Raw genomic sequence first — 15,366 nt, forward strand, 5'->3', positions numbered from 1 at the left:
ATGATAAGAACAGCAATAATGAAGGAGTGGTACAGATGAGCATGGATTTTAACTTTCTGATGAATGATATCGTTACACAAGCCCGCCAAGAACTAGCAGACGGCGGCTATACACAATTACAAACGGCGGAAGACGTGAAAGAAGCCTTCGCCAAATCCGGAACTAGCCTTGTCATGATCAATTCGGTATGTGGATGTGCAGGCGGCATTGCCCGTCCAGCAGCATTGCACTCGATCCATTACGATAAGCGTCCGGATCACTTGTTTACTGTTTTCGCAGGCCAGGATAAAGAAGCGACTGCACAAGCTCGTGATTTGTTCGGCGACGACCATTTACCTTCTTCCCCATCATTTGCGTTTTTGAAAGATGGCAAATTAGTGGATGAAATCGGCCGTCATGAAATCGAAGGGCACGATCCGATGTCGGTCATTACGCACATCCAATCGATTTTTGAACAACATTGCGAAGAAGTGTAATGACACATGCCCCCACAGCGGGGCATTTTTTCATTTCTACGGGGAGGCTGCTATGAAACTGAAACCATATCGAATTGGCTATCGAACGATGAAAACGGCACTCGGCGCAGCTATCGCCATTTACTTAGCACAGCTGATCGGATTGGAATATTATGTATCAGCAGGTATTTTGACAATCCTGTGCATACAACCGACCAAGAAAAAGTCAGTACGTGCGGCGTTCTCACGTTTTGTAGCAAGCATGATCGCGATTGCGTTTGCCTTCGTCTTTTTTGAACTCGGCACATACTCTCCGGCGATGCTCGGCTTGATGATTATCCTGTTTATCCCCGTTTTGGTAAGCTTGGGCTTTTCAGATGGTTTCGTCTCAAGTGCGGTGATTTTGTTGCATTTGTATGACGCAAAAAACCTGACGGCAGCCCTATTTCTCAACGAAGTCATGCTGATGATGATCGGTTTTGGAACAGCATTGCTTGTCAATATGTATATGCCGAGCATTGAGAATAAGCTGGCCAGCTACCGGGAAGAGATCGAACGCTTGTATTCATCCATGTTCAAGGAAATCACCATTTACTTGCGCCAGGGGGAATCTGACTGGTCAGGCAAGGAATTGGTGGAAGCGGAAAAATTGCTCGATAAAGCGAAAGCTCTTGCTTATCAAGATGTTGAAAATCATTTGTTGCGGCATGAAAATAAGTATTACCACTATTTCGATATGCGCGAGCAGCAGCTCCAAATCATTGAACGCATTTTACCGAAAATCACTGCACTGCCGGTCATTGTCGGCCAAACGCAATTGGTCGCTGATTTCCTCGAAGACTTATCGGAACATGTCCATTCAGGTAATACCGCCCATCACTACATCGATAAACTAGAGCGTGTCAAAGCGAATTTCGCTGCAATGCCACTGCCCGATACGCATGAGAAGTTTTTGGCGATGGCGGACTTGAACGCTATCATTCAGGAAATGGAAACCTATTTGGAGATCAAGCAAACCTATAAAGGCTTCCACAATAAAAAAGGGCTGAAAGCAATGCCTGTATAAAAACCGTCAGGCAATGTTGCCTGACGGTTTTTCTATTGGGAATAGTGAGTTGTGCAACCGAAAAAAAGAGCATCCGCAACGCCGTTTTCCGGCGATTACGAGTGCTCTTTTGTTGAATTCAAATTATATGACGAAGCTCAAGCCCATCATTAGGCTCGAAAGCAGCATCAATCCGACCATTGCATAGACAATGACTTTACGGACAGCTTGGTTTCTCATGGATAGCATAGCTCCTTTATTACTGGACTTTCAGCCAATCATACCACATTTCTGAAGCTTTTTAAACTGGCAACATCGCCATTTTCATAATATTCGATAACAACTAGAGTTTTTGCTGGTGAATGGGTACAATAAGGAGGAAGCCAAAAAAGGAAGTGAATAAGGATGAAGAAAGTTGATCATATTGGAATCGCTGTCAAAGATTTAGAACAGGTCCTGCCTTATTACACAGAGACACTTGGGTGTCCTTTGATGAAAGTGGAAGAAGTGGAAGGCCAGAAGGTGAAAGTTGCGTTTCTCGACGCCGGCAACATCAAGATCGAGTTGCTCGAACCGATGAGTGAAGATAGCCCAATCCACAAGTTCATCGAGAAAAAAGGGGAAGGAATCCATCATATCGCATTCGGTGTCGAGGGCATTGAAGAGCGCATGGAAGAACTTCGGACGAACGGCGTCCAGCTATTGAGCGAAGAGCCGAAACCAGGTGCCGGCGGGGCGATGGTGGCATTCCTTCATCCAAAATCATCACACGGTGTTTTGTACGAACTATGCGAAAAGAAGTAACAGAGGAGTGGGGAAATGGACATTTATGAACGCATCAATGAGTTGTATGACAGAAAAAGAGAAATCGAGCTTGGCGGAGGCGAAGCCCGAATCGACAAGCAGCACGAAAAAGGCAAGTTAACAGCACGAGAACGCATCGAGCTATTGCTAGATGAAGGCAGTTTTGTCGAACTAAGCCCGTTTGTCGAACATCGCACGACCGATTTCGGCATGGCTAAGGGCCCAGGGGAAGGCGTTGTAACCGGTTACGGTAAAGTGAACGGGCGTCCAGTTTATTTATTCTCGCAAGATTTCACTGTGTTTGGCGGAGCGCTTGGGGAAATGCATGCCAAAAAAATCTCCAATGTAATGGATATGGCAGCGAAAAACGGTGCACCGTTTATCGGATTGAACGATTCCGGCGGCGCCCGCATTCAAGAAGGCGTGTTGTCGCTTGACGGCTATGGCCATATTTTCTACCGCAACTCGATTTATTCCGGCGTCATTCCGCAAATCTCGGTCATCATGGGGCCATCCGCAGGAGGCGCTGTCTATTCACCGGCCATTACAGACTTTGTCTTCATGGTCGATAAGACGAGTCAAATGTTCATTACGGGGCCGAAAGTTATCGAAACGGTTACCGGAGAAAAAATTTCATCCGAAGATCTCGGAGGATCACGCGTACATACCGCGATTAGCGGAAACGCCCATTTCCGTTCAGGATCTGAACAGGAAGTATTGGAAATGGTGCGTCAATTGATTAGTTATTTGCCTCAAAACAACCAGGAAATGCCACCGCGTTTAGAAGTGGATAACGAAGATGATTACCGTCCGGACTTAGCGGATGTCGTTCCTTACGAAGCGATACGTCCGTACGACGTGCGCAAAGTCGTTGAACAAGTCGTGGATAAAGACAGCTTCATGGAAGTGCAGCCTGAATTCGCACGCAATATCGTGATCGGACTGGCACGCATCAAAGGGGAGACTGTTGGCCTTGTATGCAATCAGCCGAAAGTAATGGCAGGAGGGCTTGATATCGATTCGTCCGATAAAGCTGCCCGTTTTATCCGTTTCTGTGATAGCTTCAACATCCCGCTCATCACTTTTGAAGACGTTACCGGCTTTTTCCCAGGGATCAAGCAGGAACATGGCGGCATTATCCGCCACGGCGCGAAAATCCTTTATGCCTATTCGGAAGCGACTGTCCCGAAAATGACGGTTATTTTGCGAAAAGCCTATGGAGGTGCTTATGTCGCACTCAACTCAAAATCGATTGGTGCGGATTTGGTCTATTCGTGGCCAAATGCAGAAATTGCCGTAATGGGGCCGAATGGCGCGGCAAACATCATCTTTGCGCGTGAGATTGCGGCGAGTGATGACCCGGAAGCGACGCGTGCTGCGAAGATCGAGGAGTACCGCGTCAAGTTCGCGAATCCATATGTCGCTGCTGCACGGGGCATGGTCGATGATGTTATCGACCCGCGCGAGACACGCATCAAGCTCATTCAAGCACTCGAAATGATGCGCCATAAGAAAGATGAACGCCCGAAGAAAAAACACGGCAATATGCCACTTTAATCAGCTGCATAATCGATCTCTTCCTAACTTGGAAGAGGTCGATTCACTTTGAATGAAGATAATCATGCAAAAGTCTATAATAGAAGTTGAGACAAATGGAATAGAAGAGGAGTTTTTTGATGAAAACCGATCGATTATTGGAAGAATTTTTGGAGCTCGTACAAATCGACTCCGAGACGAAAGATGAATCAGCAATAGCTGCCATTTTAACAAACAAACTCGAAGCGCTTGGTTTTGCCGTTGTCGAAGACGATTCCAAGCAGCGCACCGGACATGGTGCAGGAAATCTCGTCGCATCGCTAGCAGGAACAAAATCAACTGCACCGGCGATTTACTTCACGGTTCATATGGACACTGTCACGCCGGGCAAAGGCGTCAAGCCCGAAGTGCGTGAAGGCTATGTGTACTCTGATGGCACGACCATTCTCGGCGCTGATGATAAGGCCGGAATTGCGGCATTGTTGGAACTAGCGCGCCACTTGAAAGAAGAGCAGATCGAGCACGGCGATATCCAGTTCCTTATTACGGCGGGTGAAGAAAGCGGGCTTGTCGGTGCGAAAGAATTCGACGCCTCGCTCTTGAATGCTAAATTCGGCTATGCGGTTGACAGCGACGGTCAAGTCGGGGGCATCGTCACGGCAGCACCGAACCAGGCGAAGTTGTGGACAACCATCTACGGCAAAACAGCACATGCCGGAGTTGCACCTGAAAAAGGCATTTCTGCAATCACCATCGCGTCAAAAGCGATTGCCCGCATGAAGCTTGGCCGAATCGATGAGGAAACAACTGCGAATATCGGCCGTTTCGAAGGCGGTCAAGCGACCAATATCGTTTGTGACGAAGTTCATATTTTATCAGAAGCCCGTTCGATCAGCGAAGATAAATTGGCAAATCAAACGGCCCATATGGAAACAGTCTTCAAGGAAGTATCTGAAGAAATGGGAGGTCGTGCGGAAACGGACGTGCAATTGATGTACCCTGGATTCCATTTTGATGAAATGGATCCAGTCGTCGACATTGCAAAAACTGCCGCAGAACGTATCGGCCGTCCATCACCTATCCTTACAAGCGGTGGCGGAAGTGACGCGAACATCATCAATGGACATGGCATCCCGACGGTCAATCTATGTGTCGGTTATGAAGAAATACACACTAAAAATGAGCGCATGCCGGTCGAAGAGCTGGAAAAATTGACCGAGCTACTGGCAGAAATCGTCAAAGAAGCAGCAATTCGTTAATGATCTAGATCCACTTGTCTCGGAAAGCCTGGAAAATGGCTTTTCGGGGCATTTTTTCATTTTCACAAGAACACCATAAACTATTTAAAACCCATCAAAAAGGGGAACCGGATGCCTGTTCGCCTATTTTTTGATACACTGAAAGAAAAGGAAAGCGAAGCGATGGCTATGGCTGGGCGTGTTATTTTCCATATTGATATGAATAGCTTTTATGCATCGGTTGAACAAGCGCACGATCCAAGCCTGAAAGGAAAAGCACTTGCGATTGCGGGCAATCCGAAAGAGCGTCGCGGCATCATCGTCACGTGTTCGTACGAAGCTCGGGCATACGGGATCTATACGACGATGCAAGTGCACGAGGCGAAGAAAAAGTATCCGGGCCTGATCGTCATGCCGCCGAACTTCGATCGTTACCGCGAAGCGTCACGGGCGATGTTCGAAATATTGCGGACGTATACGGATGCTGTCGAACCGGTGTCGATTGATGAAGCGTATATCGATGTTACTTCCTTGTCGAGTGACCGGCATCCACTGGAAATCGCGGAAGAGCTGCAAAAGCGCATTCTTGTGGAACTCGATCTTCCGTGTTCACTCGGCATCGCCCCCAATAAATTCCTTGCTAAAACAGCGTCGGATATGAAAAAGCCACTTGGCATCACCATTCTCAGGAAACGGGATATTCAACGTATTTTGTGGCCGAGAAAACTTGTGGAGATGCATGGCATCGGCGAGAGCACCGCGGCGAAACTAAATGGGCTCAAGCTTTATACAATCGGTGATTTGGCGAAGGCACCGGATGGCTTGGTCAAAGAAAAGATGGGCAAAAACGGCGTCCGGCTGCAAGCGCGGGCACGCGGCGAAGACAATCGAGAAGTAGACCCCGATTCCATCTACGACCGAAAAAGTGTCGGCACATCAACGACTTTGCCGATCGATGAAACCGATTTGGACAATTTGAAAAAAATATTCCGGACATTGAGCACGAAAGTCGCGGCCAGGCTCCATGCAAAAAATTTGGCAGGACCGACCGTCAGCATCCAGACGCGCAGTGCAAACTGGAAAAACCGCACCCGCAGCATCACTTTGAACAATACGGTGTGGAAAGAGCACGACATATTGCAAAATGCCTGGCAGCTGTTCGAGGCGCATTGGAACGGCGAACCGCTGCGTCTAGTCGGAGTGACCGTGTCCAATGTTGTCGACAAAGGCGACATGACAGAACAATTATCGATTTTTAATTTTGAGGAACATGCCAAAGACGAACCGATTTTGGATTTGGTCGCGAAACTGGAAAGCCGCTTCGGCAAAGGTGCGGTTTCGCGGGGCCTCGGTTACCGGCAGTCGACACATGATGCCCAAACAAGTTTAAGCAAAGATTTTTTGAGCGACCATGAGAGGAAGAAACCCTAATGCAAGTAGTATTTTTAGGAACAGGGGCGGGCATGCCGTCCAAACAGCGCAACACATCCGCGCTCGCTTTAAAATTGCTTGAAGAAAGAGGGACGGTGTGGCTATTCGATTGCGGTGAAGCAGTGCAGCACCAGATTCTCAGGACGTCGATCAAGCCGCGGAAAGTCGAGAAGATTTTCATCTCCCATATGCACGGTGATCATTTGTTTGGATTGCCTGGCCTGCTCGGATCCCGCTCTTTCCAAGGTGGCGAAGAACCACTCGATTTGTACGGGCCGAAAGATTTGAAAGAGTATGTCGAGATGACGTTGAGGTTGAGCCGCACGCACTTGACTTATCCGATTCATTTTCATGAAGTGTCGGAGGGCATTGTATTCGAAGACGACACCATGAAAGTCGAAGCAGGGCTGTTGGAACACGTCATTCCTACATACGGTTTTCGTATCGAACAAAAAGATTTGCTGCCGAAACTCGATATCGACAAAGCTCGGGAACTTGGCGTTCCAAAAGGGCCGCTTCTCGCAAAACTGAAAGCCGGCGAATCGGTGGTGTTGCCTGACGGAAGCTTGGTCGAGTCCGAGCAAGTGACTGAAGCTGCACAGAAAGGATTCACTGTGAGCATTCTCGGGGATACGCGGCTTTGTAACAAGTCGGTCGAACTGTCAAGAGAAGCTCACCTCGTCGTCCACGAAGCGACGTTTGACGGCGAAACCAAAAAACTCGCAAAAGAATACGGCCATTCGACAACGCTCGATGCAGCATCTGTCGCGTCAACTGCCAATGCAGGCAAGCTGTTAGTCAATCATTTGAGCGCACGCTTCATGCCGGAAGATGAGAAAGGCTTGCTCGCGGCAATGCGTCAAATTCATCCAAATGCTGACATCGCACATGACTTTGATGAGTACGGGTGGAACAAAAAAGAACATCGCATCATGAAACTCGAATAATACCAAACAGGCATTTCCTAATAGTTGAATAGCATACTGTGGGGAATGCCTTTAGTTAATAAGTTATCGACAATGAAAGGATGTGCAAAGTAATGGAAGCAGCAACTATCATGCAGGAACTCGAAGCGCTAGGCAAAGAACGGACGAAGAACATGTACTTATCGAGCGGTGCCCGTGAACCTGTTTTCGGGGTAGCAACCGGCGCGATGAAGCCAATTGCTAGGAAAATCAAAATCGATCAAGCTTTGGCAGAAGAGTTGTATGAGACCGGCAATTACGATGCGATGTATTTTGCTGGCATCATCGCTGACCCGAAAGCGATGACGGAAGCCGATTTCGATCGCTGGATGGACGGCGCCTATTTTTACATGCTGTCAGATTACGTGGTCGCCGTCACTTTATCCGAATCGGATCTGGCACAGCAAGTCTCCGACAAATGGATCGCAAGCGGTGAAGAGTTGAAAATGTCAGCTGGCTGGAGCTGTTATTGCTGGCTGCTCGGCAACCGGCCGGATAGCGAGTTTTCCGATCAGAAGATTTCCGCGATGCTTGATGCTGTGCAAGAGACGATCCACGATTCGCCGGAGCGCACGAAGGCATCGATGAATAATTTCCTCTACACAGTCGGGATTTCCTATAAGCCCTTAAGTGAAAAAGCAGTAGATGTAGCAAAACAAGTCGGCAAAGTCGAATTGAAACGGGAAAACAAAAAACCGGTATTCCTTTATGCATACGACAGCATCCAGCAAGGCTTGGAGAAAGGCAAACTAGGCTTTAAGCGTAAATATGTACGCTGCTAATCGGCAACTGCATAAAAAAGTGCTATCCAATAGGAGTGGCACTTTTTTTTTTGCAAGTTTTTTGTGGAATGTTGGTTGCCCATAAATGTTATATGCTAAAATTGATTTACAAAAAATACTAATTTTTAACTCGAATATAGAAGAGAATCAACACGTATTGTCGGCACTGCTTGAATTTGGAGGGGAGTTCAAGAATGATCAATTTATCTATCAGAATCTTGGCTTTTATAGGCTTGCTTTTAATTATTTTCACTAGTGGCTTTAACTGGCAAAACGCATTCCTTTTGCTAATGGTTGCTGCATTCTTCATTGGTAAGCCTTGGTATTCTTATGTTGGTAAAAATAGGGATTAATAATCTGTAACTTGATTCGATTGATAAGGAGGAATACGATGCACGCATTGGTGATCGGAGCGACAGGAGCGACAGGAAAAGATCTGGTTGAACTGTTAGTGCAGGACGAATCGTTCGAACAAGTTGATATTTTCGTCAGAAGAACCTTAGATATTAAGCATAACAAGCTGAATATTCATGTGATCGACTTCGATCAACCCGCAGAGTGGATGCATTTGGTGACAGGTGATGTGTTGTTTTCTTGCCTCGGGACAACGATCAAAGCGGCCGGAAGCAAGGAAAACCAGTGGAAAGTGGATTACGGTTACCAATACGAATTCGCCAAAGCGGCCAAAGAAAATGGTGTGAAACGCTATGTCTTGGTGTCAGCTGATTTTGCTTCATCGAGAGCCCGCAGCTTTTATTCAAGAATGAAAGGCAAGCTCGAAGAAGCAGTGATCGAGTTGAATTTCCCATACACCACAATCTTCAATCCGCCGATACTGGAGCGGAAAAACAGCGATCGAGCGATGGAGAATCTCGGGCTTAAAGCGATTCAATTGATTAATAAAGCGGGTCTTCTGCGCTCCCAGCAGCCGCTCCCGACAAACATCCTCGCACAAGCAATGATCAACTCGGCAAAGAGAGATGACAAAGGCTTGAATGCTATAAAAGGAAAAGCCATTTGGCAACGAGCTGGGGCTGACGCTAAGTAGCATGACTGCATACTAGTTGGAAAAGCTTAAAGAACTTTAGACATAGGAGAACCTGAATGAAGAATAAAATATGGATCCTCATGCTCACATTAGTTGTCTTCATGTCCATAGCACTGATATGGACATTCAACGAACCCGAAATCGACACAGAAGAGGCGAGCGAAGTAATGATGGACGCAAGCTATCAGTTAGATGTGTTAATGGACGAAACTGGTTATTTTCAAATTACAGCTTCCATCAACGTCAAAAACACCTCTGTTGAGACGTGGAACGAAGTTGGGTTTTATTTGGTGCCGAACGCTATGAGTGCTGAAGAGACGGAAGGCTATGAAGATGAGGCGGCGTCCGTGGACATTTCTGTAGTCACCAACGAGGGACAGGCCGCATCGTATGAGCTTGATAATAATACATTGATGATTGCGCTGGACGAAGCATTGGAACCTGGAGACAGCAGCGAAGTGTCGCTGGTCTATACACTGCAGTTGCCGGAAAACGGCATGCGGCTGTCCCAAGTGAATGATAATTATTATTTGGCACATTGGTATCCGATGCTCGCAAGTTTTGAAGACGGCTGGCAAATTCATGATTACGATCCGAAAGGCGAGTCTTATGCGACAGGCTACGGCGAATACATTGTTCGTTATGATCTGCCAAAAGAGTATCTAGTCGCAACTTCGGCACAGGATGGACCGATTAAAACCAGTTCTTCAGGGACAGTTCAAGGAGACATGATCAAAGATTTCTACATGGCTGTGATGGATCCGAACGAGTGGGACGTGAAAAGCCGAAAAGTTGATGACACGACATTTCGTGTATTTGCACCGGCTGGTTCGGATATTTTAGACGATACGGCAGGTTTTGCGGCGGATGCCTACAGTTATTTCGAAGAAATGATCGGCGACAATCCCTCAAAGGAATTGGATATCATAGCTAATGACGGCTATATGGAATACCCGAATGTTATCGAAGTGGCCACAGACGAAGCGAATCTTGCCTATATACTCGTCCATGAAATTGCCCATCAATGGTTTTATTTGATGGTGGGCAACGATCCATTCAACGAGGCATGGCTCGATGAAAGTTTAACCGAATTTGCGATGGCGCTATTCCTTAGTGAATACGCCGGAGACGATGAAATCGGCTTCTACGGGGCTACAGCATACGCAGATTCCCACGCAGCAAAAACACACGCTAACCTTCCCTTAAATGAATTCGAAGAGTCCGCATATTACGCCACAGTATACGGGGAAGTGCCGATGATCTTAAAAGCTTTTTTTGACAATAATGGGGGAACCGAAACGGCGTTTGAATTCCTCACGGCTTACTACGAGGAATTTCAGTACCAACAGGTGAATACTGAGGATTTTAAAGTATTTTTCGAAGATTATTTTAAAGGAGATCAACAGGAATTCCTGGACAGTTGGCTGCACTGAAGAGAATAAAAGATGAAAAGCGGAGGAGGTGCCTAGTATAAGCACCCTCTCCGCTTTCGTATTCAGTCTTTTAACGCATGTATCGTTCCGTGGCAATTACCATTCAAAAAAATACTTTAAAGACATCGTAATCGCGGAATAGACCAGCACCGAAATGAGAAAAGTAGGGAAATGGGTTTCTTTCTCACTGGGCAATTCATGTTTGAACACCGTGTAAATCATCGCACCGGAAACCAGCGCAAATACGATGGATTTGAACAGCGGGGTCAGTTCCGTCGTTAAGGCAACCATCCAACCGACCATGATGCCAACTGCCAAAATATAGCGTCCGTATTTATTGTACTCGACTGGGAATTCCCTCCACATATCATGGGCGACTGCGACGAAATGAGGGCCGATCGCAACGCAATAAAACAGCGCCTGAACGATCGAGACTTCAAACGACAGCACTGAGTAGGAAACAAGTGCATTATAAAGCGCATAGAACACAATGACCGACCAAAAAGTCGAGGTTTGGGAAATATAATTTTTATGAATGATGATTTGAATGCCGACAAATAGCACGACACCCACAAGACCCATGAAATAAACTTCCGACTCCATCGTAAAGCGCCGGTAAGGCTCTTGGATATCGGTCTGCTGCTTGTGCAGTGTCGGAAGCAGGTAGACAAAGATATACGAAAGGGCCAAGCCGCCAGAAAACGAAAACCATTTCATCCGTTTGAGCTTTTCATTGGGAACAAGAACGCTTGCGAAAAAATGAATAAAAATGAATACAATGCCGATCAAAAACGGAATCAAGAGCATGACCCAACCTCCTGCCAGATGGTTTCTTGCAGCGAACGGAGAACCCTTAATGTGATTGTATAATCGGAACATCGATCTGTTTAGTAAGGTATACCACATTTAGGCGCATTGCGGTATTCCTAGACGAAGATTGGCCGCGTCCCGGTCAAAGATTTTTGACAATTATCCTATATAGTTGTATATTCTAATTACATTATATTCAAATATTCAAATATTAAAATATAAATGAAAAGAAGGTCATCACATGCGGCAGAAATCATTTTTGTCCGGAAACTTTAAAGGGTATAACTTGGCCTCTTTTCAAAAAGACTTATTGGCAGGCGTTGTCGTCGGGGTGATCGCTATTCCGCTGGGAATGGCTTTTGCCATCGCTTCCGGCGTTAAGCCGGAGTATGGCATTTACACGACCATCATTGCCGGAATTATTATTGCGTTATTTGGCGGATCGAAATTTCAAATCGGTGGTCCAACTGGCGCATTCATCCCAATACTGTTCGGGATTGTTATGGTCTACGGCTATGAGAATTTATTGATTGCAGGCTTTTTAGCCGGAATCATGCTGACCTTAATGGGTTTTTTCAGATTGGGCACACTGATTAAATTTATTCCGAAATCCGTGACCATCGGCTTTACCTCCGGGATCGCCATCATCATTTTTGTTGGCCAGATCGCCAATTTTCTAGGATTGTCAGGCGTGGAGAAAAAGGAATCGTTTCATGAGAATATCTTAGAAATCGCCAGCAACATCGGGACGATCAATGTGTATAGTGTCATTATTGCGGGGATTTGTTTAGCGACAGTGTTGCTGACGCCTAAAGTCTTTCCGAAAGTTCCGGGCCCCTTAATCGGGTTGGTCATATCGACTATTGTAGCGAGCGTCTTTTTTGCGGACCAAGTGCCGACCATCGGAAGTGCATTTGGCGCCATCCCGAATACTTTGCCGCAATTCCGCATTCCGGATGTCACATGGGACAATGTCGTGCTGATGATGAAACCGGCTTTGATCATCGCGCTGCTCGGCGGCATCGAATCGTTGTTGTCAGCAGTAGTCGCAGACGGGATGACCAATACGAAACACAATTCCAATAAAGAATTAGTCGGGCAAGGATTGGCAAATATGATCACTCCGCTGTTTGGCGGCATTCCAGCCACCGGAGCGATCGCCAGAACAGCGACGAATATTAAAAATGGGGCGGTCTCGCCAATATCCGGCGTCATCCACAGCCTCGTCGTGCTGCTCATCCTGTTATTGTTCGCACCATATGCGTCCAGCATTCCGCTAGCGAGCATGGCCCCCATTCTGATGGTGGTGGCTTGGAATATGAGCGAACGGCACGTCTTTATGCATGTGCTGAAAACAAGAACGGGCGACTCGCTCATTTTGATTGTCACCTTTCTATTGACGATCTTTGTTGATCTAACTGCGGCGGTTGAAGTGGGGCTGATCTTGGCGATCGTATTGTTTACGAAGCGGATGAGCGAGAATTTGGTGACCGCCAAAGCTTTGCCCAATTTAGACACGGACGATAAGAAAGTGGAGACAGGCGTAGTGAACGATGCCCATGATTGTCCGCAGATTGCAATATTCAATGTGGAGGGACCCTTGTTTTTCGGTGCAGCCATGACCTTCGAACATACGATTATGAACACAATCAATTACAAACCAAAAGTGTTACTGTTGAGAATGGGGAAAGTGCCTTTTATAGACATCACCGGAGAATCCAGTTTGGCAAGCATCGTTCGAGACTTTAATAAGCATGGTGTCGTGTTGCTGTCGGGCTTGTCCGATCAAACGAAAGTAATGCTGAATAAAACTGGGCTGTACGATACAATTGGCGAGGAAAATATTTTTGCGCACACAGGTGAAGCCATCAATCATGCCCTCACGAAACTGGATCGGAATAAATGTTTAGGCTGCAAGCACTTCGCTTTCAACGAGTGCACACAATTGTCTCAATCGACAACGGCCGACCCTAAAGGGCAAGAGCCATTATCTACGATCTGAATTTTACAAGGGAAAGGAAATAATCTTATGCTGAATCTGGATATGCAACAATTCAAAGCCGATTTTTTCAAAGCATTGGCGCATCCTTTGCGGATAAAAATACTTGAAATACTATCCGAAGGTGAAAAAAGCGTCAATGAGATCCAAGCAATCGTCGGGACTGAAGGTTCAGGAGTTTCCCAACAGCTGATGGTACTAAGAAATAAAAACATCGTCACGGGCATGAAAGCAGGCAACCGTGTCATCTATTCCTTGAAAGACCCCCTAATCATCGACCTGCTGCAAGTTGCCCGGCAAATCTTTAATAACCAGCTGGAGAGCACGATTTCGATTTTCGATAAGTCACAAGCAAGCGATGACACAGAAAATGGTCATGATGATGGTATAAAATAATCCAGCGGATCCGTTTCTTTTTTTATTCTTTGTCCGCTAGATATCCAGGTGAATATTGGCTATCAACGAAAAAGGAGTTGTCGGGATGGAAGTCATTTATATTGCAGGCGGGTGTTTATGGGGTGTACAAGCTTTTATCAAAACCTTGCCCGGAGTGGTGTCGACAGAAGCGGGAAGAGCGAATGGAACCAGTCCTACACTTGCATCGGCGTATGATGGATACAGCGAATGCGTCAAGACCGAGTTCGATCCTTCAATAGTTCCGGTTGCGAAGTTGATGGGGCATTTATTTGAAATCATCGACCCTTATAGCTTGAACAAGCAAGGGGAGGATGTGGGCGAGAAATATAGAACAGGCGTCTATAGTGAAAAACCCGAGCATTTGCAAGAAGCGATGGCGTTTTTAAAAGCGAGAGAAGATTTCGACGCCATTGCAGTTGAAGTGCTGCCTCTTACCAACTACGTGAGAAGTGCAGAAGAACATCAAGACAGATTAGCGAAACACCCGAATGACTATTGCCACATCCCGAACGAAATACTGAACAGGTACCAGAAAGGGAATGTGAAATAACGGAATCAGTTTTTAAAGCCACTCATTCAGCACCATAAGAAAAGCCTTCCCTATGCGGAAGGCTTTTGGCGTTTCTCTTATGAATCCATTCCACCTTTATGAAAATCCAGCCACTCCCTCAAGAGCCGATTGAATTGGGCTGGCTGTTGCACCGGCCAATCGTGTTGCGCCCCGGGGATTAGTTTTCCAACGGCATTGGGGAGAATTTCCGGGGCAATCTTGGTGGCTTCCATAATCCCACGCGATTCTTGATCCCCTGCTGCAAAGAGGCACGGCTGATCGATGTGTCCATACGAGCCGTCCAGTCGGAACCGGATGATTTCCTTCCAAATGGTTTCGTAGGTTTTGCTGGTCAGGAGCTGGTAATTGGCAATGAATTCGGAGATTTTACCGGGAGGCAGGTGGTAATGTTCTCGGGCTATTTTTTCAAGGTACGGCCCGTTGCGAATGCCCCGCTGCACGATTCTCGATTGCAGTTTCAGCAAAAATCCGAAGTGCATGGGCCTGACGGTGATGCCGCTTATGAAAAGGCTTTGAACCATTTTCGGATAGCGTTTGGCCAATTCCAGCGCGACGTGGCCGCCTAAGGACAGGCCAACCACATGAACAGCGCGGTTTTGGATGACTTCACCGGCGATCATGTCGGCAGTATCCGCAAAACTTTGCCAGGGAGTGTTGATGCTTTTTCCGTGGCCAGGCAAATCGACAAGGATCAAAGGGGTATCAGAAAATGCCGCTTGTTGCTGCCAACACATCCACCGGCTAGCCCCCAGCCCGTGAAGAAAAAGAATGGGCACTGTATCAGTCGGCACAGTTTCGAAAAAATCAATCATGTCTACCGTCCCCTTCGCTG

General features: G+C 46.8%; 17 protein-coding genes. 14 read left to right on the forward strand and 3 right to left on the reverse strand.

The window, feature by feature from the left end:
- The first annotated feature begins 35 nt into the window (after positions 1-35).
- Positions 36-476 carry a BrxA/BrxB family bacilliredoxin gene (locus ACFO5U_RS04170; protein WP_377276956.1) on the forward strand — a complete coding sequence of 147 codons (441 nt, stop codon included), beginning with the start codon at positions 36-38 and terminating at the stop codon, positions 474-476.
- 52 nt (positions 477-528) lie between these two features.
- Positions 529-1,521 carry an aromatic acid exporter family protein gene (locus ACFO5U_RS04175; RefSeq protein ID WP_377276957.1) on the forward strand — a complete coding sequence of 331 codons (993 nt, stop codon included), beginning with the start codon at positions 529-531 and terminating at the stop codon, positions 1,519-1,521.
- Positions 1,522-1,644: 123 nt separating this feature from the next.
- On the opposite strand, the gene prli42 is transcribed toward ACFO5U_RS04175, so the two are convergent.
- Positions 1,645-1,740 carry a stressosome-associated protein Prli42 gene (gene prli42, locus ACFO5U_RS04180; RefSeq protein WP_215105470.1) on the reverse strand — a complete coding sequence of 32 codons (96 nt, stop codon included), beginning with the start codon at positions 1,738-1,740 and terminating at the stop codon, positions 1,645-1,647.
- 165 nt (positions 1,741-1,905) lie between these two features.
- Here prli42 and mce point away from each other — a divergent pair, with 165 nt between their 5' ends.
- The 9 genes from mce (at position 1,906) to ACFO5U_RS04225 (ending at position 10,737) form a co-directional block, all read left to right on the forward strand.
- Complete coding sequence (mce, locus tag ACFO5U_RS04185) at positions 1,906-2,304, forward strand: methylmalonyl-CoA epimerase (protein ID WP_377276959.1); 399 nt, start codon at positions 1,906-1,908, stop codon at positions 2,302-2,304.
- Positions 2,305-2,319: 15 nt separating this feature from the next.
- Entirely contained in the window at positions 2,320-3,861 is a 1,542-nt protein-coding gene (locus tag ACFO5U_RS04190) for an acyl-CoA carboxylase subunit beta (RefSeq protein WP_377276961.1), read from the forward strand.
- A 119-nt stretch (positions 3,862-3,980) separates the two neighbouring features.
- Complete coding sequence (locus ACFO5U_RS04195) at positions 3,981-5,099, forward strand: M20/M25/M40 family metallo-hydrolase (RefSeq protein ID WP_377276963.1); 1,119 nt, start codon at positions 3,981-3,983, stop codon at positions 5,097-5,099.
- Between the two features lie 162 nt (positions 5,100-5,261).
- Positions 5,262-6,509: a DNA polymerase IV gene (locus tag ACFO5U_RS04200; RefSeq protein ID WP_377279452.1), complete on the forward strand. Its 1,248-nt coding sequence runs from the start codon at positions 5,262-5,264 to the stop codon at positions 6,507-6,509.
- Complete coding sequence (gene rnz / locus ACFO5U_RS04205; RefSeq protein WP_377276964.1) at positions 6,509-7,456, forward strand: ribonuclease Z; 948 nt, start codon at positions 6,509-6,511, stop codon at positions 7,454-7,456. The genes ACFO5U_RS04200 and rnz overlap by 1 nt, the downstream gene beginning before the upstream one ends.
- A 92-nt stretch (positions 7,457-7,548) precedes the next feature.
- Entirely contained in the window at positions 7,549-8,256 is a 708-nt protein-coding gene (locus ACFO5U_RS04210) for a DNA alkylation repair protein (RefSeq protein WP_377276966.1), read from the forward strand.
- Between the two features lie 194 nt (positions 8,257-8,450).
- A complete protein-coding gene (locus tag ACFO5U_RS04215; RefSeq protein ID WP_377276968.1) occupies positions 8,451-8,609 on the forward strand; it encodes a hypothetical protein in 159 nt (52 codons plus the stop codon).
- A gap of 38 nt (positions 8,610-8,647) precedes the next feature.
- The gene (locus ACFO5U_RS04220) at positions 8,648-9,304 is read left to right on the forward strand and encodes an NAD(P)H-binding protein (protein WP_377276970.1); all 657 of its coding nucleotides are present in this window, start codon (positions 8,648-8,650) and stop codon (positions 9,302-9,304) included.
- 56 nt (positions 9,305-9,360) lie between these two features.
- Positions 9,361-10,737: a M1 family metallopeptidase gene (locus ACFO5U_RS04225; protein ID WP_377276972.1), complete on the forward strand. Its 1,377-nt coding sequence runs from the start codon at positions 9,361-9,363 to the stop codon at positions 10,735-10,737.
- 96 nt (positions 10,738-10,833) lie between these two features.
- Here the strand turns inward: ACFO5U_RS04225 and ACFO5U_RS04230 are convergent, their stop codons facing one another.
- Positions 10,834-11,544: a hypothetical protein gene (locus ACFO5U_RS04230; protein WP_377276973.1), complete on the reverse strand. Its 711-nt coding sequence runs from the start codon at positions 11,542-11,544 to the stop codon at positions 10,834-10,836.
- Between the two features lie 244 nt (positions 11,545-11,788).
- On the opposite strand from ACFO5U_RS04230, the gene ACFO5U_RS04235 reads away from it, so the two are divergent.
- The 3 genes from ACFO5U_RS04235 to ACFO5U_RS04245 all read left to right on the forward strand — a co-directional run bounded on the left by ACFO5U_RS04235 (position 11,789) and on the right by ACFO5U_RS04245 (position 14,513).
- The gene (locus tag ACFO5U_RS04235; protein ID WP_377276975.1) at positions 11,789-13,549 is read left to right on the forward strand and encodes a SulP family inorganic anion transporter; all 1,761 of its coding nucleotides are present in this window, start codon (positions 11,789-11,791) and stop codon (positions 13,547-13,549) included.
- 30 nt (positions 13,550-13,579) lie between these two features.
- Positions 13,580-13,942 carry an ArsR/SmtB family transcription factor gene (locus ACFO5U_RS04240; protein ID WP_377279453.1) on the forward strand — a complete coding sequence of 121 codons (363 nt, stop codon included), beginning with the start codon at positions 13,580-13,582 and terminating at the stop codon, positions 13,940-13,942.
- Positions 13,943-14,027: 85 nt separating this feature from the next.
- Positions 14,028-14,513, forward strand: a complete 486-nt coding sequence (locus ACFO5U_RS04245) for a peptide-methionine (S)-S-oxide reductase (protein ID WP_377276976.1) — start codon at positions 14,028-14,030, stop codon at positions 14,511-14,513.
- A 77-nt stretch (positions 14,514-14,590) separates the two neighbouring features.
- Here ACFO5U_RS04245 and ACFO5U_RS04250 read toward each other — a convergent pair whose 3' ends face one another.
- Positions 14,591-15,346: an alpha/beta fold hydrolase gene (locus ACFO5U_RS04250; protein WP_377276977.1), complete on the reverse strand. Its 756-nt coding sequence runs from the start codon at positions 15,344-15,346 to the stop codon at positions 14,591-14,593.
- Positions 15,347-15,366: the final 20 nt, after the last annotated feature.

The organism is Planococcus dechangensis (assembly GCF_042654465.1).
Classification (GTDB): Bacteria; Bacillota; Bacilli; order Bacillales_A; family Planococcaceae; genus Planococcus; species Planococcus dechangensis.